Origin of the sequence: Streptosporangium sp. NBC_01469, assembly GCF_036227305.1 — a bacterium.
In the GTDB taxonomy this organism is placed as follows: domain Bacteria; phylum Actinomycetota; class Actinomycetes; order Streptosporangiales; family Streptosporangiaceae; genus Streptosporangium.
In genome coordinates this window covers 1,909,221-1,928,633 of the sequence record NZ_CP109465.1, presented here as the reverse complement: position 1 = coordinate 1,928,633, position 19,413 = coordinate 1,909,221, and the positions used below count along the sequence as shown (strand labels likewise).

Annotated in this window: 18 protein-coding genes, 1 tRNA gene and 2 pseudogenes; 14 read left to right on the top strand and 7 right to left on the bottom strand. The window is 68.7% G+C overall.

Features of this window, described 5'->3' with window-relative positions; all coding sequences use genetic code 11:
• The first annotated feature begins 429 nt into the window (after positions 1-429).
• Positions 430-1,746, top strand: a complete 1,317-nt coding sequence (ltrA, locus tag OG587_RS08735) for a group II intron reverse transcriptase/maturase (RefSeq protein ID WP_329082443.1) — start codon at positions 430-432, stop codon at positions 1,744-1,746.
• A gap of 317 nt (positions 1,747-2,063) precedes the next feature.
• Here ltrA and OG587_RS08730 read toward each other — a convergent pair.
• Positions 2,064-2,738, bottom strand: a pseudogene (locus tag OG587_RS08730) (transposase); the annotation flags it as partial.
• A 48-nt stretch (positions 2,739-2,786) separates the two neighbouring features.
• On the opposite strand from OG587_RS08730, the gene OG587_RS08725 reads away from it, so the two are divergent.
• Positions 2,787-4,115, top strand: a complete 1,329-nt coding sequence (locus OG587_RS08725) for an IS630 family transposase (protein ID WP_329081388.1) — start codon at positions 2,787-2,789, stop codon at positions 4,113-4,115.
• A 48-nt stretch (positions 4,116-4,163) separates the two neighbouring features.
• Here OG587_RS08725 and OG587_RS08720 read toward each other — a convergent pair whose 3' ends face one another.
• On the bottom strand, positions 4,164-4,949 hold the full coding sequence (locus OG587_RS08720) for a DUF5677 domain-containing protein (protein WP_329088534.1): 786 nt from the start codon (positions 4,947-4,949) through the stop codon (positions 4,164-4,166).
• 75 nt (positions 4,950-5,024) lie between these two features.
• On the opposite strand from OG587_RS08720, the gene OG587_RS08715 reads away from it, so the two are divergent.
• Positions 5,025-5,309 carry a hypothetical protein gene (locus tag OG587_RS08715; RefSeq protein ID WP_329088532.1) on the top strand — a complete coding sequence of 95 codons (285 nt, stop codon included), beginning with the start codon at positions 5,025-5,027 and terminating at the stop codon, positions 5,307-5,309.
• 7 nt (positions 5,310-5,316) lie between these two features.
• On the opposite strand, the gene OG587_RS08710 is transcribed toward OG587_RS08715, so the two are convergent.
• Both OG587_RS08710 and OG587_RS08705 read right to left on the bottom strand, forming a co-directional pair.
• Positions 5,317-5,389 (bottom strand) — tRNA-Arg (locus tag OG587_RS08710).
• A 135-nt stretch (positions 5,390-5,524) separates the two neighbouring features.
• Positions 5,525-5,824 (bottom strand): ArsR/SmtB family transcription factor, encoded by a 300-nt coding sequence (locus OG587_RS08705; protein ID WP_329088531.1) that lies wholly within the window; start codon positions 5,822-5,824, stop codon positions 5,525-5,527.
• A 91-nt stretch (positions 5,825-5,915) separates the two neighbouring features.
• Here OG587_RS08705 and OG587_RS08700 point away from each other — a divergent pair, with 91 nt between their 5' ends.
• The 3 genes from OG587_RS08700 (at position 5,916) to OG587_RS08690 (ending at position 8,469) form a co-directional block, all read left to right on the top strand.
• Entirely contained in the window at positions 5,916-6,545 is a 630-nt protein-coding gene (locus tag OG587_RS08700; RefSeq protein WP_329088530.1) for a nitroreductase family protein, read from the top strand.
• A gap of 161 nt (positions 6,546-6,706) precedes the next feature.
• Positions 6,707-7,837 (top strand): histidine kinase, encoded by a 1,131-nt coding sequence (locus OG587_RS08695; protein WP_329088529.1) that lies wholly within the window; start codon positions 6,707-6,709, stop codon positions 7,835-7,837.
• A complete protein-coding gene (locus tag OG587_RS08690) occupies positions 7,834-8,469 on the top strand; it encodes a response regulator transcription factor (protein ID WP_329088528.1) in 636 nt (211 codons plus the stop codon). Before OG587_RS08695 ends, OG587_RS08690 begins: the two co-directional genes overlap by 4 nt.
• A gap of 23 nt (positions 8,470-8,492) precedes the next feature.
• Here the strand turns inward: OG587_RS08690 and OG587_RS08685 are convergent, their stop codons facing one another.
• A complete protein-coding gene (locus tag OG587_RS08685) occupies positions 8,493-8,957 on the bottom strand; it encodes a MaoC family dehydratase (protein ID WP_329088526.1) in 465 nt (154 codons plus the stop codon).
• Between the two features lie 300 nt (positions 8,958-9,257).
• Here OG587_RS08685 and OG587_RS08680 point away from each other — a divergent pair, with 300 nt between their 5' ends.
• The 3 genes from OG587_RS08680 to OG587_RS08670 all read left to right on the top strand — a co-directional run bounded on the left by OG587_RS08680 (position 9,258) and on the right by OG587_RS08670 (position 13,399).
• Positions 9,258-10,532 (top strand): esterase-like activity of phytase family protein, encoded by a 1,275-nt coding sequence (locus tag OG587_RS08680; RefSeq protein WP_329088524.1) that lies wholly within the window; start codon positions 9,258-9,260, stop codon positions 10,530-10,532.
• A gap of 339 nt (positions 10,533-10,871) precedes the next feature.
• Positions 10,872-11,297: a hypothetical protein gene (locus tag OG587_RS08675; protein ID WP_329088522.1), complete on the top strand. Its 426-nt coding sequence runs from the start codon at positions 10,872-10,874 to the stop codon at positions 11,295-11,297.
• A 1,916-nt stretch (positions 11,298-13,213) separates the two neighbouring features.
• Positions 13,214-13,399: a hypothetical protein gene (locus OG587_RS08670; protein ID WP_329088521.1), complete on the top strand. Its 186-nt coding sequence runs from the start codon at positions 13,214-13,216 to the stop codon at positions 13,397-13,399.
• Positions 13,400-13,441: 42 nt separating this feature from the next.
• Here OG587_RS08670 and OG587_RS08665 read toward each other — a convergent pair whose 3' ends face one another.
• Together OG587_RS08665 and OG587_RS08660 are read right to left on the bottom strand one after the other, a co-directional pair.
• Positions 13,442-14,647, bottom strand: a complete 1,206-nt coding sequence (locus OG587_RS08665) for a sensor histidine kinase (RefSeq protein WP_329088519.1) — start codon at positions 14,645-14,647, stop codon at positions 13,442-13,444.
• Complete coding sequence (locus tag OG587_RS08660; RefSeq protein WP_329088517.1) at positions 14,644-15,300, bottom strand: response regulator transcription factor; 657 nt, start codon at positions 15,298-15,300, stop codon at positions 14,644-14,646. Before OG587_RS08660 ends, OG587_RS08665 begins: the two co-directional genes overlap by 4 nt.
• A 162-nt stretch (positions 15,301-15,462) precedes the next feature.
• Here OG587_RS08660 and OG587_RS08655 point away from each other — a divergent pair, with 162 nt between their 5' ends.
• The 5 genes and pseudogenes from OG587_RS08655 to OG587_RS08635 all read left to right on the top strand — a co-directional run bounded on the left by OG587_RS08655 (position 15,463) and on the right by OG587_RS08635 (position 19,382).
• Positions 15,463-15,978, top strand: coding sequence for a hypothetical protein (locus OG587_RS08655; protein WP_329088515.1), 516 nt, complete (start codon positions 15,463-15,465; stop codon positions 15,976-15,978).
• Positions 15,978-16,127: a hypothetical protein gene (locus tag OG587_RS08650; protein WP_329088513.1), complete on the top strand. Its 150-nt coding sequence runs from the start codon at positions 15,978-15,980 to the stop codon at positions 16,125-16,127. The genes OG587_RS08655 and OG587_RS08650 overlap by 1 nt, the downstream gene beginning before the upstream one ends.
• Complete coding sequence (locus tag OG587_RS08645; protein ID WP_329088511.1) at positions 16,127-17,263, top strand: efflux RND transporter periplasmic adaptor subunit; 1,137 nt, start codon at positions 16,127-16,129, stop codon at positions 17,261-17,263. The genes OG587_RS08650 and OG587_RS08645 overlap by 1 nt, the downstream gene beginning before the upstream one ends.
• Positions 17,260-17,919, top strand: a pseudogene (locus OG587_RS08640) (ABC transporter ATP-binding protein); the annotation flags it as partial. The gene OG587_RS08645 and the pseudogene OG587_RS08640, both read left to right, overlap by 4 nt.
• 239 nt (positions 17,920-18,158) lie before the next feature.
• Positions 18,159-19,382, top strand: a complete 1,224-nt coding sequence (locus OG587_RS08635) for an ABC transporter permease (RefSeq protein ID WP_329088507.1) — start codon at positions 18,159-18,161, stop codon at positions 19,380-19,382.
• Positions 19,383-19,413 lie beyond the last annotated feature (31 nt).

Here is a 19,413-nt window from a genome sequence, read left to right as displayed (position 1 = left end):
TCGTTAGAGGTCCCGGCTGCAAGGCCGGGAACAGGGAGAGCCGAGCCCCCGAATCCAGGGTGAAGGCCATGGAAGCGGTGTAGAGCCTGGAAGCGCAGCCGCGAAGAACTCCCCGGCGTATGGGGCGCGGAACGCATCGATGGTGGCGGCGGGAACTGGGGAGGCCCTCCCCGGCCCGGTGACCTGCGGAAGGTGTCACCGGAGCGACGTGCCTTATAACCGATGATCTCGGGAAGTGGGTGGCGTGCCGGGTGGGCGTCGGAGGCGGCCGTAGTACTGCTTGAGCCGACCGGACAACATAACCGGCGGTGAGGGAAGGGCCGCTGCTTCGTCGATGCGCAGCGTCTGTATGGAGGTGGCCCGGTGAGTGCCGGTTCGGCTAGTCCCGCCGCTTTGGGGTCGCGTGTTCCACGTGATCCGGTCCGTGCCTTGCAGCATGCGCTCTACCGGGCGGCCAAGGCCGACCCCGGACGAAGATTCCATGCGCTGGTGGACAAGGTCTATCGCAGAGACGTCCTTTGGCGCGGGTGGGCCGCGGTGCGCGCGAACAATGGCGCACCGGGCATCGACAAGATCACGCTGGCGCAGGTCGAGGAGTATGGCGTCGTCCGTCTCCTTGACGAGTTGGCCGCTGAGCTGAAGGAGGGGCGCTATCGGCCGTTGCCCGCGCGAAGGGTGCTGATCCCCAAGCCCGGGTTGAGGGATGAGTATCGTCCGCTGTCTATTCCTTCGGTTCGTGACCGGATCGTGCAGGCCGCTTTGAAGATCGTGCTCGAGCCGGTCTTCGAGGCCGACATGCTGGACTGTTCGTTCGGGTTCCGCCCGCGGCGGTCTGCGCACGATGCCCTGCAGGTGCTCGTTGATGAGTGCTATCGGGGCCGCCGCTGGGTGGTCGAGACGGACATCGCCAACTGCTTCTCGGCGATTCCGCATGTTGAGTTGATGCGAGCGGTCGAGGAACGCGTCTGCGACCGGAGCGTCTTGAAGCTGCTGCGTGCGATTTTGCGCGCCGGGGTGATGGAGGACGGGCAGGTCCGGCAGGCGGTCACCGGAGCTCCACAGGGCGGCGTTGTTTCACCCGTCCTGTGCAACGTCTACTTGCACCGACTCGATCGGGCATGGGACGAGGCAGACGGGGTTCTGGTCCGTTATGCCGACGACGCGACCGTCATGTGCTGGTCCCGTAGCCAGGCTGAGCGGGCGCTTGCGCGCCTGGTCAGTCTGCTGGCCGAGCTCGGGCTGGAGCCCAAGACGGCCAAGACTCGGATCGTGAACCTGCAGGTCGGCGGTGAGGGCCTGGATTTCCTGGGTTTTCATCACCGGCTGGTGCGTTCTCCTGGGTTGAACGGGAAACGGCCCGTGACGTTCCTGGCCCGCTGGCCCGCGGGCAGGGCCATGCAACGCGCGCGTGACCGGGTCAGGGAACTCACCCTGCGGTCGCGGTTGTTGTTGCCGGTCGAGGTGATTGTGGCGGATCTGAACCGGTTCTTGAGCGGCTGGGCCGCCTACTTCCGGTTCGGGAACTCCGCGAGGTACTTCAACGAGATCGGGAGCTATGCGCGGATGCGGCTGGCGCTGGTGATCGCCAAACGTCATCGGCGTTCGCGGGAGTTCGGCTGGTCGGTGGTCGCCTTCCAGTCCCCGAACCAACTCGGGCTGGTCACGCTGTCTGGAATGGTCGTCGCGCCCAGGCCCTTTCGGGACTGGCGGGGAAGACCGAATGCCGGCGGTGAACGACGTCGGTAAGCCGTGTGCGGGAGAACCGCATGCACGGTTTGACGGGCGGGGACTGGAAACGGGGCAATGAACCTGGCCACGGTCACTGGGGTGGCACAACCGACCGGGAAACCGGCGGAACATGAAGGCCTCAGGCCCTACCGCCAGGAGACGCTACCGCGCCAGTCCTCGACCCTACACGATCTTCGTGTGGTCGGCTGAGGCATCCGGCTGAGAATTGATTTCGGTTCCTGGTCAGCGTGGTGGCCCGGCTGTCGCACCGGGTGGGCGGGGTTCCACGGGCCCGTGGGTGTCCTTTCCTGGTCGGTGGGGCGGCTGGGTGCTGGTCAGGGTGGCGCCGGTAGGGCTTGCAGGCGGGTGTGGGCGGTGATGATCTGCGGTGCCCAGGGCCATCGGGCGGCGATGCGCAGCCGCAGGCGTCGGCCGCCGCGGACCAGGCGCCCGGCGACGGCGAACAGGCGCAGCCGCAGGCGTTTGGGCTCCCAGCGGCGGGCGGGGCCGTTCAGGGCGAGCATCTGCATCCACGCGGTGAGGTCGCAGGCCAGCGCGACGATCTCGCACCAGATCTGGTTCTGGGTGAAGTCATGGAGTGGCAGGTTGCGCAGGCCGGTGTCCTTGGCGCAGCGGATGCGATCCTCGGCGCGGGCGCGGCGGCGATGGCGTAGTTCCAGGTCGGCGAGCTGACCGTGCTTGGTGTTGGTGACGAAACAGGTGAAGCGGTGCCCGCCGGGGTCGGTGAAGCGCGGCCGTGCACCGGGGTGCGGGCGCTCTTTGCGGGCGATGACGCGCATGCCCTTGGGCCAGGAGGTCAGGTTCGCCAGGCCGGTGATCTCGGCGACCCAGGCGCCTGGTCTTACCTGCCCCTCGGCGTCGTAGGCGGCTGTCCACGCGCCGGCGGGCAAGCGCAAGATCGCCTCTTCGAGGTCGTCGGTGATGGTGAAGCCGATGGAGTACCTCAGCCACCGGCCCGGACGTGTCAGCCAGGTGAGGAACTCATGGGTGCGGGACTGCGTCTGAAATGCGGTGGGTAAATCAGTATCCTGATGTGTATGGGACATCCAGGGCCGTCGGCGGTGCAGATTGTATTGACCGAGATCGAGCGTGCGCGGCTTCAGGGGCTGACGGCGCAGGCCGGTGCGGCGGCCGGTCGGGCGAGGATCGTTTTGGCCTGCGCGGAACCTGGCGCCAGTAATGCGCAGGTGGCCCGGAGCCTGGGCGTGGCCGTGGCCACCGTCCGCCGGTGGCGGGCCACCTTTGCCCGCGAGGGCATGGACGCATTGTCCGACCGGCCCCGAAGCGGGCGGCCGAAGGCAGAGCTGACACTGAGCGCCGAGGAACGTGCGACGCTGCAACGATGGGCGCGGCGGACGACGTCGGCGCAGGTCCTGGCGATGCGGTCGAAGATCGTGTTGGGGTGTGCCGACGGTGAGGACAACCAGCAGATCGCCGAGCGGTTGCGGGTGCACCCCGACACGGTCTCCAAGTGGCGGTCACGGTTCTTACGGCTGCGTCTGGAGGGGCTGGTCGACGAGCAGCGGCCCGGCCGGCCGTCGTCGGTTTCGCTGGATCGGGTCGAACAGGTCGTGGTGGCCACGCTGGAGCAGACGCCCAAGGGCGCCACGCACTGGTCACGGGCTTCGATGGCCCAGCGCAGCGGGTTGTCGAAGTCGACCATCGGGCGGATCTGGCGCGATTTCGGACTCAAGCCGCACCTGGCCGACACCTTCAAGCTGTCGACCGACCCGCTGTTCATGGAGAAGGTCGTCGATGTCGTCGGGCTCTATCACAACCCGCCCGAGCGGGCGGTGGTGTTGTGCGTGGATGAGAAGTCCCAGATCCAAGCCCTGGACCGCTCGCAACCGGTGCTGCCGATGATGCCGGGCATGCCCGAGCGCCGCACCCACGACTACGTACGCAACGGCATCACCAGCCTGTTCGCCGCGTTCAACATCGCTGATGGGACCGTCATCGGCGAACTGCACCGCCAGCACCGCGCCGCCGAGTTCAAGAAGTTCCTGATCACCATCGACAAGACCGTCCCGGTGGAGCTGGACATCCACCTGATCTGCGATAACTACGGCACCCACAAAACCCCGGCGATCAAGGCGTGGCTGGCCCGCCATCCCCGCTTCCACATGCACCTCACCCCGACCGGCTCCTCATGGATCAACCAGGTCGAGCGCTGGTTCGGCTTCCTGACCGACCAGCTGATCAGGCGCGGAGTCCACAAAAGCGTCCAAGCCCTGGAAAAGGACATCCGCGACTGGATCAGCCAGTGGAACGACAACCCCCGGCCATTCGTGTGGAAGAAGACCGCCGAAGAGATCCTCGAATCACTCGCCCGATATTGCCGACGAATTTCTGACGCAGGACACTAGTTCGAAGACTGTAGATCACGGTCCTGCAGTTGGCGTCACCAGATCCGCTTATGGCGACGTAGGTCGCACAGGGTAAACCGCCTCAGGTGAGGTCAAGCCCAAGTCGTTGGCGGCCTTCTCCAACAGCTTCCGGAGCGGATCGCCGACCATGGTGGGGCTGATCGCGTGCCCTGCTTGGATTAGCGAGACGGTCGCCCAAATCGCATCTGCACGCCCCTGGGAAGGCGCCGCACTGCTCAGACGAAACAGCCCGTTTTCCTGCAACTGGGCGTACCGCGCTGCGGTATGGAGACTCGCGTGGGAGTATCGCGACAGGTACTGGTACACCACATACATGTCGCGCATGGCGAACGCGTTGACCCGGTTGAAGAAGTTGGCGAACTCTCCGGACAGAGCCGTGTACTTCTTGTAGTCAGGGTCGGTGTTGGGCACTGGCGGAGGCATCTGATCGGCTCCCGCTGGGATCGACCACCCTAGATCCTTGGCAAGCTTGGCAAGCTTGTCCTGGGAGTAGTGAGCGGACAGCTCCAGCGCCGGCAGTCCGTCATCGCCCACGTCAGCCAACCAGATCATGGCCAACGTGTGGTCAACGATGTTCCGCATGATGGGCGCGGCCTCGATCGTGTAGCCACGCCCGGTCAAGTCCCAGAAGGCGGCAGTGCTGCGGTTGATCAGTCTCCACCACCCGAACATGATGGGGAATGTCTTTTTGTGCTCCCAATGAACATCTGTGCTGCCCGCCTCGATGAGGCGGTCCGCCTCTTGCATCAGTTTGACGGCGAGAACTTCCGCGCGCTTCAACGTTGCAGGGCTGTCGGAGAACTTGTAAGTCAAACGGGCCTCCAAGGTGGGGACGGCCACAGACGGCCGGAGGCCCGGATCCGGCCCTCACGATCAACGCTACGGGAGATGCCCGACATGTTTGTAAATCCGCAGTTGGGTGGTCAGACACCGATTTCGTCGACGATGGCTGCGGCGGGCTCGGCTGCATGGCATGATCCCGTCGAGCTGCTGACGCCTGGCGGTCACGGCTCGCACGTCGTCAACACCGGACACCCGGAGGACGGCTTCGGCGCCTGTCCGGACAGTCCGAGCCTGTCATTCGGAGAGCGGTCGCATCAGACGACGTTGCTGTATTTCGCTGCTGTACGGGCACGAAAAAGGCCCTCCGGGATCATCCCGGAGGGCCTTTGACCTGCTGTGCGGCCGGAGGTACTCGAAACCCCAACCTTCTGATCCGTAGTCAGATGCTCTATCCATTGAGCTACGGCCGCTCGCTGCGTAAGCAAGCATAGCGGGTTTTGGGCGATGCCTCGAACCGGTTAAACGATCGCCCCTGGATCCGCTGGCCAGCGCCGGGTTCTTCGGCGCGGCGGGGATCCGGCAGGGGTTCGAAGCGCTGGGCGGGGTCAGGCGGCCTGGAGGATCGAGGTGAGAACGCCGGGGAAACGGGTCTCCATCTCGGCGAGGCGGAGTTCGTGGCGGCGGAAGCTGCCTTCCGGGGTGACGCGGAGGAGACCGGCCTCGCGGAGGACTTTCAGGTGGTGGGAGAGGGTCGACATGCTCACGGGGACGTCGAACTGGCCGCAGACCACCCCTCCGGCCTCGGCGAGCTGGCGGACGACCGAGAGGCGGACCTCGTCGGCGAGGGCGTTGAGCATGCCGGGAAGTGTGACGGAGACCACGTCCGGGTGGTGGAGGGCTCGCATGGGCCGATCCTAGTCGAGGAATTCGAGACTTTGGCAATCATCGAAGTCCATCACACAATTCGATGCATGTCGAAATCTTTGGGGAGGCCGGATGACCCCCGATGACGTGCTCTCCACGACGAGGGCCGTGCGCAGGCGGCTGGATCTCACCCGGCCCGTCCCTCGCGAGCTCGTCGAGGAGTGTCTCAAGCTCGCCGTACAGGCTCCGACCGGGCGCAACCGCCAGCGCTGGCACTTCGTCGTGGTCACCGGGCGGGAGCAGCGGGAGCGGATCGCGGAGCTGTGGCGGGAGGGGATGAACCGTCCCGGGACCCCGATGCCGGAGGAGGACGCGCGGCGGGCGTACGCGTTCCCCGGCTCGATGGAGCGCGTGTGGGAGGGGGCGGAGCACCTGTACCGGCACATCCACGAGGTTCCGGCGTTCCTCATCCCGTGCATCACGGGGCGGACCGAGGGGGCGAGCGTGCACGAGCAGGCCAACACCTTCGGCTCGATCATGCCGGCCGTCTGGAGCTTCATGCTGGCCGCGCGGGCCAGGTCGCTGGGCACGGCCTGGCTGGGGCCGCTCCGCCTGGAGCGGGAGGCGGCCGGGGTGCTCGGCATACCGTACGAGAAGGTGATGCAGGTGGCGTTCGTCCCGCTGGCCTACACGATCGGGACCGACTTCAAGCCCGCGCGCCGGGTGCCGATGGAGGAGGTCACACACTGGGATCGCTGGTGATCCCGGTCCCGGTGCCAACGGCTCTTCTCAGGAGATCCCGCGGTGCCCGGGGCGTCGTCGGCGCTGACGAGGTGCCGATGATCCGGATACATCCTTGTGTGTACGGGTGACCCGTCCTGCGCCGGACGCGCGGACCGCGTCGGGGTGATGAGATGGGAGGCATGAGACGAGACGACGCGCTGTGGGCCGTGGCGTGCCTCGTCAGTGGTCTTCTCCTGCTCGCCGCGGGTGCCTACCAGCACCGGTGGGCCTCTGCCCCGCTGTTCGTCGGGCCGCTGGCGATCGCGTGCGCGGGGGTCGCGGTACGGCGGAGCAGGCCGCTGCTCTCGCTGGGCCTGGGGGTCGTGGCCTTCCTCGGTGACTTCGCCATGGGGCCGTCCCTGGGTACGGTCATGATCGTCACGGACAACCTCTACGCGGGGGTCAGGTACGGTCCGCGGGCGCTGGGCAGGTGGATGCTCGGCATCACCTCGGTGATCGCCGTCGTGGCGGGCGTGATCGCGGGGGCTCTCTTCAAGCACTGGTCGGCCGCCGCCATCTTCCTCGTCCAGGGGGGCCTGGTCGGGGTGACCCCCGTCTTCACCGCCATGCTCACGAGGCAGTTGCAGGACCAGGCGTTGTCCGAGCGCGCGCGGGCCGAGCAGGTGGCGCGGCTGGCGGAGCTCGACCGGGCGGCGGCGGTGCAGGCCGAGCGGACCCGGATGGCGCGAGAGCTGCACGACATGATCGCCAACCACTTCAGCGCGATCGCCATCCAGTCCACCGCCGTCCTCTCCCGCCGGGACCTGGACGCGCGGGCCGTACGGGAGGTGCTCGCGTCCATCAGGGAGAACAGCGTCCAGGGCATGGGGGAGATGCGTGCCATGATCGGGCTGCTCCGGCAGGACGGCGAGGAGCCGGAGGCGACCAGGCGGCGGGTGGCCGAGGCCGGAGAGCTGGCCGAGCGGGCGCGGGAGGCGGGACTCGACGTCCGGATGCGCGTGGACGGCGACGCCAGGGAGCTACCCGCCTCGGTCGACCTGGCCGCCTACCGGATCGTCCAGGAATCGCTGACCAACGCGCTCAAGCACGGCGGCAAGGCCGCCGACGTGGTGATCGGCTACCGGGCGGGGCTGGTCACGCTGACCGTGGACAACCCGATCGACGGCGCGGAGCGGGGGCTTCCCGGCGCGGGTGCGGGGATCATCGGCATGCGGGAGCGTACGGCCCTCGTCGGCGGGGTCTTCGAGGCCGGCCCGCACGACGACGGCTGGCGCGTCCGTGCCGAACTGCCCACCCGGGAGATCGCATGACCATCCGAGTTCTCGTCGCCGACGACCACGCGGCGGTCCGTGCCGGGATCGTCCTCATTCTCGACGGCCACGAGGACATCGAGGTCGCCGGCCAGGCCGCCAACGGGGAACAGGCCGTCGCGATGGCCCTCGACCTCCGTCCCGACGTGGTGTTGATGGACATCCGGATGCCGAAGCTCGACGGGATCTCCGCGACGCGCGAGCTGAGCGGGATCGCCGACGTGCTGATCCTGACCACGTTCGACATCGACGAGTACGTCTTCGGGGCGCTGCGGGCCGGAGCCGCCGGGTTCCTGCTGAAGAACACCGACGCCGACGCCCTGGTGGACGCGGTGCGGGTGGTGGCCAGAGGCGAGGGACTCATCGCGCCCGCGGTCACCCGGCGGCTGATATCCGCCTTCGGCGCGTCGGTCCCCGAGCGCAGGTCGTACGAGGTCGGCGTTCTCACCCCGCGCGAGCGCGAGGTGCTGGCCTGCATCGGGCGGGGCCTGTCGAACGCGGAGATCTCCGCCGAGCTGGACATGGCGGAGGCGACGACGAAGACCCATGTCAGCCGGTTGCTGAACAAGCTGGGTCTCCGCAGTCGCGTCCAGGCCGCGATCCTGGCCCAGGAGCTCTCCGCGGAGCGGTGACCGGGGGAAACTCCCCAAAGAGGTCAGAAGCCCTCCGCCGGGACGTACAGGGAGAGGGTCTCCGCGACGCAGGCGGGCCTCTTCTCGCCCTCGATCTCCACGGTCATGCGCACGTTCGACAGGTAGCCCGAGGGGGTGCCCTTGAGGTCGACGAGCTCGGCCCCGGCGCGGATCCGCGCGCCGACCGGGATCGGCGCGGGGAAGCGGACCTTGTTGAGCCCGTAGTTGACGCCCATGGCCAGGCCGCCCACCTGGAGCAGTTCCGACATCAGGGAGGGCAGCAGTGACAGGCTCAGGTATCCGTGGGCGATGGTGGCGCCGAACGGCCCCTGCTTCGCCCGCTCCACGTCCACGTGGATCCACTGGTGGTCGCCGGTCACGTCGGCGAACAGGTTGACCTGCTCCTGGGTGATCTCGCGCCACTCGGTGTGGCCGAGGTGTTCCCCGACGGCGGCCTTGAGCTCGGTGATGTTGGCGAAAATCCTCATGCCCGGAACTTTATTTCGTTGGGGGCACGGCGAGAAGGTTCACGCCCCCGAACTCCCTGCCGCCGAAACACCGGGCGGGCCACACCGGAGACCGCCCCTCCCCTTCGGGGACGCTCACCCCGGTACGGCGTGACCTGGACGCTTCAGGGACACGTTCTGTTGCGTCCCATTTCACGTATCCCCGGCGCACCGCTTTCCGGCTGGCTTCTGACAGCTTTTCGTACGGTCCGCATCTTGTTTTCGCTGTACGGCCCGCGACGCAACACCGCCCGTTCACGCGGGTTCCCTAGCGTGCCCGCCATGAGACGACGTATGACGATCACCATCGGCGCGGCCGTGCTGGCGCTGGCGGTGTCCGCACCGGCGGTGGCCGACCCCGGGCAGCCCGGTTCCGGCCTTCCCTCCGCCGACAACGCGGGGACCCAGCAGACGGATTCGCAGCGGACGGGATCCGGTCACCCAGGTTCCGATCACTCCGGATTCGGGCGCGCCACGCTGACCGGGTTCGCATCCCTGCCCGCGCTGACCTTCGTCCCCGGCAGCGAGCCGTCGGGATCCAAGCTCGGCACGACTCCCGTCAACGGGGTGACCCCGCCGTTCGCCGGGCAGCCGGTGCAGGGCTTCAGCGGCATCGTGCGGCGGCACGACGGCACCTTCGACGTACTGTCCGACAACGGCTTCGGCGCCAAGGACAACAGCGCCGACTTCCTGCTGCGGGTGCACCGGGTGAAGCCCGACTTCCGTCGCGAGAAGGTGACGGTGCTGGGCGGATTCAACCTGAGTGACCCCGACAGGCGTGTCACCTGGCCGCTGACCCGGCCGGACCGCAAGCTGACCGGCGCCGACTTCGACGTGGAGTCGATCGTACGGACCGTCGACGGCACCTACTGGATCGGGGACGAGTTCGGCCCGTTCCTGCTGCACTTCTCCTCCTCGGGCAAGCTGCTCGAGGCTCCGGTCCCGCTGCCCGGCGTGAAGGCCCCGGAGAACCCCTCCCTCAACGGCGAGCAGCCGAACCTGGGGCGGAGCAAGGGCTTCGAGGGCATGGCGCGCTCGGTCGACGGCCGCACGCTGTACCCGCTGCTCGAAGGCACCGTGACCGGCGACGCCGCCGGGACGCTGCGGATGAACGAGTTCGACCTGCGCAGGCGGTCCTACACCGGCAGGCGCTGGACCTACCGGCTGGAGAGCCCCGACAACGCGATCGGCGACATGATCGCGGTCGACCGGCACCGGTTCCTCGTCATCGAGCGCGACAACCTCCAGGGGGACGCGGCCAAGACCAAGCGCATCTACATGGTGGACACCCGCCACGCGGACCTGCGCAAGACCCTGGTCGCCGACCTGCTCGACCTGGCCAACCCGCGCGGCCTGGGCGGGTTCGGGGAGACCTTCCGCTTCCCGTTCCAGACCATCGAGGACGTCGTGATCCTCGACGACCGGACCCTGGGGGTGCTGGACGACAACAACTTCCCGTCCTCCGCCGGCCGCACCCCGGGCAAGCCCGACAACAACGAGTTCATCACCGTGCGCCTGTCGCGTCCGCTCCAGGCCGACATCCGCGTCTACCGGTAGCGATTCGCGAGCCCTCCCTCCCCTTGCGGGCCCCCTCCGGGGAGGGAGGGCTCCATCTTTCCCCCGCCTTCCGGGGAGGGCCTGTCGCGTCGCCGCCGTGATCCGGTTCGGCGAATTGCAGGTGGCTCTGTTTCCCCTACCGTACGAACAACTATGACAAAATCGTAAATAGCAATAGATAAACTCCCATCAGCATTCACAGTGCTATTTATTTGCTGTGCCTCAACCGTTTCAATACGCTATCTCATGGTCCGAGGGGTATCTCCTAGCTGCTGCCACTTATGGGGCAGTGAGGTATATCAGATGTTTTCGGAACCAGAAACGAGATGGGGAAATATCGTGCTTCCTCGAAAGAGCGGACGGACACCGGGGACGAACTCCGGCAGGCAGGTGGGCGTCCTCGCCATCGCGGCAGTCGCCGGCATCCTCATGACGTCGAACCAGGTACCGGCCAACGCCACCATCGGGCAGGCCCAGCCGCTCGGCTCGATCTCACAGCCGAATGCCGACAGCACTTCCGGCGGCCAGTTCACCCGCCGCCCCGACCCCTCCCGCAACCAGCATCGCGGACGCGAGACGAGGCCCTCCGACAGGTGGCGGGGAAGGTCGCAGCGCCACCAGGACCGTCCCAACGACCGCTACCGCGGGCGCAGGGGTGACAACGCGGCACCCGCCGGGCGCGAGCGCCTTTCCCGCTCCGAGAGGATGATGAGGGAACTCCAGGAGGACCCGTCATTCCCAGAAATCATCATCCGCGAGAAATAAGCCCGATGGGCCACTCCCCGCGCCCTGCCGCGACGGAACACAAGACGCGGCGCGCCACCGAGGCGGGGACAAGTCACTGAAATCCACCGGGTGCCCGGTACGGCACGACGAGGAAAGCGGCCGGTCGGCCACCCCCGCACCTGATCGGGTGCCGCCGACCGGAGAGGAGCCGCGTGTGCCGTACCGGTGCGCACCGGTACGGCACACGGCAGCCCATCCCTCCCCTCCTCGCGGCGCCGTTCCCGCTCACCGCCGCTCCCGTCGTCCGGGATCCCGTACATCGGATGAGCGGAACGAGAGAGGCGAGCGGGCCGCAGCGGAGTCGGGTGACCCCCATGGCGCCGGCCGTTCCTCTTTCCCGCCGGCCATCCTGAAATCAGCCATTGAACACTATGAACGAATAATCATTATAAATGCAACCAAATCGTAGATGAGGCGCAGGTTTTCCTTCACAACACTGTTTATTTGCTCTTCCCGAACTATGGCGGCGCGTTATCCACATAAGCCTCGGGTATCTCCTGTCCGTCGTCACTTCCGTGACTACCTGACAGATCCGAATAAATTCGGAATTAGTAATGATATGGGGAAATAACGTGCTTCCTCGTAGGAGCAGATGGGCGCCAGCCCTTTCCGGTAAGCACGCCGGCGCTCTGGCCGTCGCAGTGATGGCCAGTATCCTCGTGATGTCGTCGAATCAGGCGCCGGCGAACGCCACCGGGGAAACGAACCTTCTCAATTTCGCGCCCCACGGCGACAATGGGGACACCGGGGGCGCCGGCGCCAAAGCCCGTCCCCATTCCGTACACCATGCGGAGAAGCCCATTCTTCGCCCGTGCCGGCCCTGCCAATGCGCAAAGGGAGCCCGTAACTGCGAATGCCCTCCGGGCGGTCGCAGGGACAGGTGCGTCAGGGACGACCGGCACCGAAGCCGGGTCCGGGCAAACCTGGACAACAATAACGATAACAAGGGGAGGTTGATCTCCACCGACATCAGGCCCACCGTCCCTCGCGCAACCCCTTCCACCGACCTTCCCGCCGGCCCTCCCACCGGCCCTCCCACCGGTCCTCCCACCGGTTCTCCCACCGGCCTTCCCACCGCCACCAGCTCCACCAGTGCCGTGTCCGGACCCGCCGGACCGCCCGGACCCGCAGGACCACCTGGACCCGCGGGACCGCCTGGACCCGCAGGACCGCCTGGACCCGCAGGAGCGGACGGACTGGCAGGAGCGAAGGGACTGGCCGGACCCACCGGCCCAGCGGGACCCGCAGGACCGCCCGGACCAGCAGGACCGCCCGGACCCACAGGAGCGGACGGACTAGCAGGAGCGGACGGACTGGCCGGACCTCCGGGAGCGGACGGATCGGCCGGACCCACCGGCCCGGCGGGGCCGACAGGACCGGCGGGACCCACAGGACCTCGCGGACCCGCAGGATCGACAACGCTCGCGAAGCCATCCAAGCCCACAGCGGCAGGGTGCGCCCTGGCCAGTCCCGTGGTCGCTCTTCAACCTGTGTGCGCCGTGGACTCTTTCAGCTTCGCCGTGGCTCCCGTCAGCGTTTCCGTGGACCCTGTCAGCTTCGTCGTGGACCCTGTCAGCTTCGCCGGGCCTCTCTGTCTGCCCGGTGACTTCAACACCGTCGGCCTTCTCAGCACGTCGGAAACCGTCGGATGCCTGTAGCCCGTGGCGAGGCGGCGTGTCGCGGTAAGAACCACGCGGGACAGGACACGAGCCGCTTCGGTACGGGCACGACCTCGCGAAATCCGCACGGCACCGGATCGCACCGTCACACGGCGCGGACGTAGCCGGCCGGCACGGCCACCGCGTGATCTGTCGGGGAGGGGAAACCGAAGATCACGTAGTGGCCGTGCCGACGCGGAGTCACGGCCCGGCGATCGAGCGTCGGCGTCTCCAACGGTGGGGCAGATCGCCAAGGAGAAGCTGCTGCTCTCGATGGGCGCGATCCTGGAGGAGGCCACCCCGGAGGAGCGCCGGTTCTTCCTCGGCAAGGTGCCGGCCATCGCCCGGCTGCTGTGGAAAACCGTCGGCCGCCGCCAGTACGCCAAGCGGGTGCGGAGCCTCCGGGGACCGCTGCCGGCGTGAGCCCGGCCAGGTGGCGCCGGGTGAACTCACGGGACGCGCGGCTCACTCCCTGGCTCGGGGAAGGACGGCCGTCATGACCAGGCCGCCGCCTCCGCGCGGGCGGCCCGTGACGTCGCCACCGTGGGCCCGAGCCACGGAGCGCACGATGGACAGGCCCAGGCCCGCGCTCTTCGCCGTGACCAGGCGGTCGGCACCCAGGCGGCGGAAGGGCTTGAAGAGCTCCGGGATGTCGTAGGGCGGTATGGCGGGCCCGGTGTTGCTGACCTCCACCTCGACACGTCCGTCGGGCGTGGTACGGCTGACGACCCGCACCCAGCCGGTGCCGTCGTCGGTGTTGTGCCGGATCCCGTTCTCGACCAGATTGTGCACCAGGCGTTCGAGCAGGAGCGCGTCCCCGCTGGTGGGTGCGGGGCCCGCCGCCTCGTACACGGTGACCTTCGCATCCTCCGCCTGCTGGATGGTCTGCGCGATCACGTGGGACACCACGTCGGCCATGTCCACCGGTGACCGGTCGGCGATCTCGTGCTCGGCGCGGGCCAGCAGCAGCAGTCCCGAGATGAGCTGCTCGTGCCGGGCGTTGATCTCCAGCAGGCTCTCGCCGAGCTGCTGGACGTCGGACGACGCCGCCCTGCGGTGCATGGCCAGCTCGACCAGCGCCCGGTTGAGCGTCAGCGGGGTGCGAAGTTCGTGCGAGGCGTTGGCGACGAACCGGCGCTGACCGTCGAAGGAGTGGTCGAGCCGCTCGACCATGGTGTCGAAGGCGTCGGCGAGCTCCTTCACCTCGTCCTCCGGCCCGCGCAGCGCGATCCTCGCGTGCAGACCGTGGTCGGCGACGGTGGTGACCGCGATCCGCCGCGCCGTGTCGGTCACCCGGTGCAGCGGGGCGAGCACCCGCCCCGCGACCACCCACCCGAGGCCCGCGGCGGCGGCACCGACCACGGCCAGCGCGACCGCCCCCTGGGTGAGCAGCGAGGTGGCCGCGGCGCTGCGCAGTTCCTCCTCCTGCCGCTGCAGCCACTGGACCGCCTCGGGACCGGTGAACAGGTGGCCGTTCGTGTTGATGACGACCATTTCCTTCTGCCCGTCCTTGACTCCCCCGTACCTGTCGGCGAAGGACTGGGCCAGCTGCTGGTTGAACAGCAGGTAGGTCACGCCGAGCAGGGTCAGGCCCGCGGCGAGGAACAGGGCGCCGTACACGAGGGTGAGCCGGATCCTCAGCGTGAGGCGCGGCAACCTGTCGATGATCATGCGATCCGGTATCCCTCCCCCGGCATCGTCTCGATGACCGGCGGCTCCCCGAGCTTGCGCCGGAGCTTGAGTATGGTGAGGCGCACCACGCCGGTGAACGGGTCGGCGTGCTCGTCCCACGCCTTCTCCAGCAGTCGCTCGGCGGAGACGAGCGCCCCGTCGGCGCGCATCAGTTCGGTCAGGACGGCGAACTCCTTCTTCGACAGCGGCACGTACCGTCCGTTCCTGAACACCTCCCGGCGCGCGGGGTCGAGGGTGATCCCGGCCCGCCGCAGCACCGGCGGCACGGCCGGCCGCGAGCGGCGTCCCAGCGCCTGGACACGGGCGGCGAGCTCGGCGAAGGCGAACGGCTTGGCCAGGTAGTCGTCGGCCCCCAGGGACAGCCCGGCCACCCGGTCACCGATCTCCGCGGCGGCGGTGAGCATCAGCACCCGCGCGGTCGACTCCGACTCGACCAGTTCCCGGCAGACGTCGTCGCCGTGCACGAGGGGCAGGTCGCGGTCGAGAACGACCACGTCGTAGTCATTGACCGCGATGCGTTCCAGCGCCGCCTCGCCGTCGTGCGCGGTGTCGACCGCGTGCGTCTCGCCGCGCAGCCACTCGGCTATCGCGCCGGCCAGCATGCGCTCGTCCTCCACCACCAGCACTCGCATCGCGTTTTCGCGCCCCTTCGTCGTGTACGGACAAGGTGATGGTGACGTATGCGGTGTTTGCTCACCGTTAGCACCGATGGAAACGCGACCGAAACGCGCTCTCCTGTTGCATCACCTCTCGAACGGCCGGCGGAGAACCGGCCGTCGGAAGAGGAGAAACCCATGAGAGTTCTTGGCGCGCTGGCGCTCGCCCTGGTCCTGACAGGGTGCGGTACGGCCGACACCGGCGCGGACGTGGCGTCCACGGGCGGCGGTGGCGGCAAGCCCGCCGTGAGCAGCGCCGCGCCGAGCCTGGACCAGCACGAGAGGGGACTCAAGTTCGCCCAGTGCATGCGGGAGAACGGCGTCGACATGGCCGACCCCGAACCCGGCAAGGGCGTCACCATCCGGGTCGACAAGAGCGTCGGCAAGGAGACGGTGGACAAGGCCACGGCGGCCTGCAAGGAGTTCTCCCCGATGGGCGGTGCCGGACCGAACGGGCCGGACCCGCAGAGGGCGGAGTCGATGCGCAAGTTCGCGCAGTGCATGCGGGACAACGGCGTGGAGGCCTTCCCGGACCCCGAGAGCGGCGGCGGGCTGCGCATAACCGGGGCCATCGGAGAGGACCCGGACTTCCAGACGGCGCAGGAGAAGTGCTCGAAGGAGTTCCTGCCCGAAGCGGGTCAGGGAGGCTCCTGATGGACACGGCCACGCTCCCCTGGGACGCGGGGAGGCTCCTGACGGACACGATCACGCTCCCCTGGGACAGGGGGAGACTCCAGACGGACACGATCACGCTCCCCCTGAGACGCGCCCACCCTCGTCCAACCCGCCAGGAGGGCTTCTGATGGACACGGCCACCCTCGACGACGGGACGGACATGGACGCGTCCTCTCCTCGCTCGCGGCGACGCGGCGGCCGCGGCCGTGGCAAGAAGATCGCCGGACTGGTCGTCGCGGTCGTCATCCTAGGAACGGCCGCCGCGGCCACGAGCGGCATGATCGGTCCGGGCGGCACCGGAACGGACAGGACGGCGGGCCTCCTGCCTCCGGCCACCACCCCGGTGAAGCGGCAGACGCTCACCGACACACGGGACGCCGACGGCGAGCTCGGCTACGGCCCGGCCACCACCGCGGTGAGCCGGCAGCCCGGCACGGTCACCTGGCTTCCGGACAGCGGCGCCCAGGTCACCCGTGGCAAGTCGCTCTACAGGGTGGACAACAAACCGGTGGTGCTGATGTACGGCTCGACGCCGGCCTATCGCGACATGCGGATCGGCACCGAGGGGCCGGACGTCAGACGCCTGGAGCACAACCTCCACAAGCTGGGCTACACCGGCTTCACCGTGGACGACGAGTACACCGACGCCACCGCCTCGGCGGTCATACAGTGGCAGGACGACCGGGGCCTGGAGGAGACCGGCGTCGTCGAGCTCGGCCGGGTCGTCTTCGCCGGCGGCAAGATCCGCGTGGACAGTCTGGAGGCCGAGGCGGGCCAGCCCGTCGCCCCCGGCCAGAAGGTGCTGACCTACACCGGCACCACCAAGGTGGTCACCGTCCAGCTGCAGGCGGAAGATCGGCGGATGGCGAAGAAGGGGGCCAAGGTGTCGGTCACCATGCCCGACGGCGGGAGGGTGGCCGGCAAGGTCACCGAGGTCGCCACGATCATCGAGCCCGGGGAGGGCCCGGACGCGGACCCGGAGACAAGGCTTGAGGCGCTCGTCTCCCTCGGCCGCCAGAAGGCGGCGGCCGGCCTCGACCAGGCCGCGGTGGAAGTGACCTTCACGGCGTCCAGGCGCAAGGACGTGCTGACCGTACCGGTCTCCGCGCTCGTGGCGCTGAAGGAGGGCGGATTCGGCGTCGAGGTCGTCGAGGGCACCGGGTCCCGCTACCTCACGGTGAGGACGGGCCTGTTCTCCGGCGGCCGGGTCGAGATCTCCGGGGACGGTCTCGTCGAGGGCATGACCGTGGGGATGCCGAAATGATCTCGTTGTCGGATGTGACCAGGGTCTACCCGGGCGGGGTCACCGCGCTGGCCTCGGTCTCCCTGGAGATCGGGCGCGGCGAGCTCGTCGCCATCGCCGGCCCCTCCGGCTCGGGCAAGTCGACGATGCTCAACGTCGTCGGCACGCTCGACCTCCCCTCCTCCGGAACCGTACGCATCGACGGGTACGACGTCTCGAAGCTGTCGGACAGCGGGCTCTCCGCGTTGCGGGCGACGCGGATCGGCTTCGTCTTCCAGCACTTCCACCTCGCCGCCAGAATCCCGGCGCTGGACAACGTGGCCGACGGTCTCCTCTACACCGGCCTCGGCCTGTCCGCGCGGCGGCGCCGGGCCTCGGCCGCACTGGAACGGGTCGGGCTCGGCCATCGCCTCGACCACGAGCCGCACGAGCTGTCCGGCGGTGAGCGGCAGCGCGTCGCCATCGCCCGAGCCGTGGCCGGGGAGCCCCCGCTGCTCCTCGCCGACGAACCGACCGGCGCCCTGGACTCCGTCTCCGGAGCCGGGGTGATGGAACTGCTGCGCGATCTGAACGCCTCGGGCACCACCATCGTGATCATCACACACGACCGGGAGATCGCCGCGAGCCTGCCCCGGCAGGTGCGGATGCGCGACGGCCGGATCGTCTCCGACTCAGCGAACGATTCCGGCCCAGTGAACAATTCCGATCCAGCGATCGGCTCAGGCCCGGTGATCGGCTCCAGTCCGGTGCTCGACTCAGGCTCCCCGGTGATCGGCTCAGGCTTCACAGCCGTCCCCGACTCCGCGATCTCCCCGACGTCGGCGGCCTCCGCGGCCTCCGCGACGTCAGGGACCCAGGGGACCCAGGGGACCCAGGCGGCCGGGTCACCGCGGCGCGCCGGATCCGGGGTGGCGTGATGACCGTGATCGATCGGACAGACCTGCCGAAGCTGGTCCCGGCCAGGATGCGACCGCGCGACGTGATGCGGGTCGGCGCGGTCGGCCTGCGCACCCGCCCGCTGCGGGCGTTCCTGTCCGCGCTCGGAGTGGCCATCGGCATCGCCGCGATGGTCGGCGTGGTCGGCATCTCGTCCTCGTCGGGCGCCGAACTCGACCGTACGCTCTCGGCACTGGGCACGAACCTGCTCACCGTCTCGTCCGGCCGGACACTGCTGGGCGAGACTGCCAAGATGCCGGTGGACGCCGAGGCGATGATCGAGCGGATCGGCCCCGTGGAGTCCGCCTCCGCGGCCGGGCGCGTCGATGACGCCAAGGTCTACCGGTCCGAGGAGATCTCCGAGGCGCAGACCGGGGGGATCTCCACCCATGCCGCCCGCCTCGACCTCCTGTCCACGGTGAGCGCGACGGTGCGCAGCGGCACCTGGCTCAACGGGGCCACCGAACGCTATCCGGCCGTGGTGCTCGGATCACGGGCGGCGGAGCGGCTCGGGGTGGGCGCGGCGGCACCCGACGCCCAGGTGGTCGTCGGCGGCGTACGGTTCACCGTCGTCGGAATCCTCGCCCCGGTGCCGCTCGCCACCGAACTGGACGACGCGGCACTGGTCGGCTGGCCCGTCGCGGAGACGGCACTCGACTTCGACGGGCACCCCACGACCCTCTACACCCGCTCCGACGAGTCGCGGCTGGAGTCCGTCCGCTCGGTCCTGGCCGGTACGGCGAACCCTCAGGCGCCCAACGAGGTCGAGGTCTCGCGCCCGTCCGACGCCCTCGCCGCCAAGCAGGCCACCAGCCAGGCGTTCACCGGGCTCCTCCTCGGGGTCGGCGCGGTCGCGCTGCTCGTCGGCGGCGTCGGGGTGGCCAACACCATGGTCATCTCGGTGCTGGAACGACGCCCGGAGATCGGCCTGCGCCGCTCGCTCGGCGCGACGCGCGGGCAGATCCGCACGCAGTTCCTCGCGGAGTCGCTGCTGCTCTCGGCCCTGGGCGGGGCGGGCGGGATCCTCCTCGGCACCGGCGTCACCGCCGGATACGCGCTCTACCAGGGCTGGCCGGTGGTGCTCCCCGCCTGGGCGACGATCGGCGGCCTCGCGACGACCCTGGTCATCGGCGCCCTCGCCGGCCTCTACCCCGCCGTCCGCGCCTCCCGGCTCTCCCCGACAGAGGCACTCGCCACACCGTAGAACACGCTCGTCCCCGTCGTGCGAAGACCCC

Coding starts and splice junctions, on each gene's coding strand:
- OG587_RS08725 (WP_329081388.1), top strand. CDS start 2,787: ATGGGACATCCAGGGCCGTCGGCGGTGCAGATTGTATTGACCGAGATC.
- OG587_RS08715 (WP_329088532.1), top strand. CDS start 5,025: ATGCCCGACATGTTTGTAAATCCGCAGTTGGGTGGTCAGACACCGATT.
- OG587_RS08705 (WP_329088531.1), bottom strand. CDS start 5,824: ATGCGAGCCCTCCACCACCCGGACGTGGTCTCCGTCACACTTCCCGGC.
- OG587_RS08700 (WP_329088530.1), top strand. CDS start 5,916: ATGACCCCCGATGACGTGCTCTCCACGACGAGGGCCGTGCGCAGGCGG.
- OG587_RS08695 (WP_329088529.1), top strand. CDS start 6,707: ATGAGACGAGACGACGCGCTGTGGGCCGTGGCGTGCCTCGTCAGTGGT.
- OG587_RS08690 (WP_329088528.1), top strand. CDS start 7,834: ATGACCATCCGAGTTCTCGTCGCCGACGACCACGCGGCGGTCCGTGCC.
- OG587_RS08685 (WP_329088526.1), bottom strand. CDS start 8,957: ATGAGGATTTTCGCCAACATCACCGAGCTCAAGGCCGCCGTCGGGGAA.
- OG587_RS08680 (WP_329088524.1), top strand. CDS start 9,258: ATGAGACGACGTATGACGATCACCATCGGCGCGGCCGTGCTGGCGCTG.
- OG587_RS08665 (WP_329088519.1), bottom strand. CDS start 14,647: ATGATCATCGACAGGTTGCCGCGCCTCACGCTGAGGATCCGGCTCACC.
- OG587_RS08660 (WP_329088517.1), bottom strand. CDS start 15,300: ATGCGAGTGCTGGTGGTGGAGGACGAGCGCATGCTGGCCGGCGCGATA.
- OG587_RS08655 (WP_329088515.1), top strand. CDS start 15,463: ATGAGAGTTCTTGGCGCGCTGGCGCTCGCCCTGGTCCTGACAGGGTGC.
- OG587_RS08650 (WP_329088513.1), top strand. CDS start 15,978: ATGGACACGGCCACGCTCCCCTGGGACGCGGGGAGGCTCCTGACGGAC.
- OG587_RS08645 (WP_329088511.1), top strand. CDS start 16,127: ATGGACACGGCCACCCTCGACGACGGGACGGACATGGACGCGTCCTCT.
- OG587_RS08635 (WP_329088507.1), top strand. CDS start 18,159: ATGACCGTGATCGATCGGACAGACCTGCCGAAGCTGGTCCCGGCCAGG.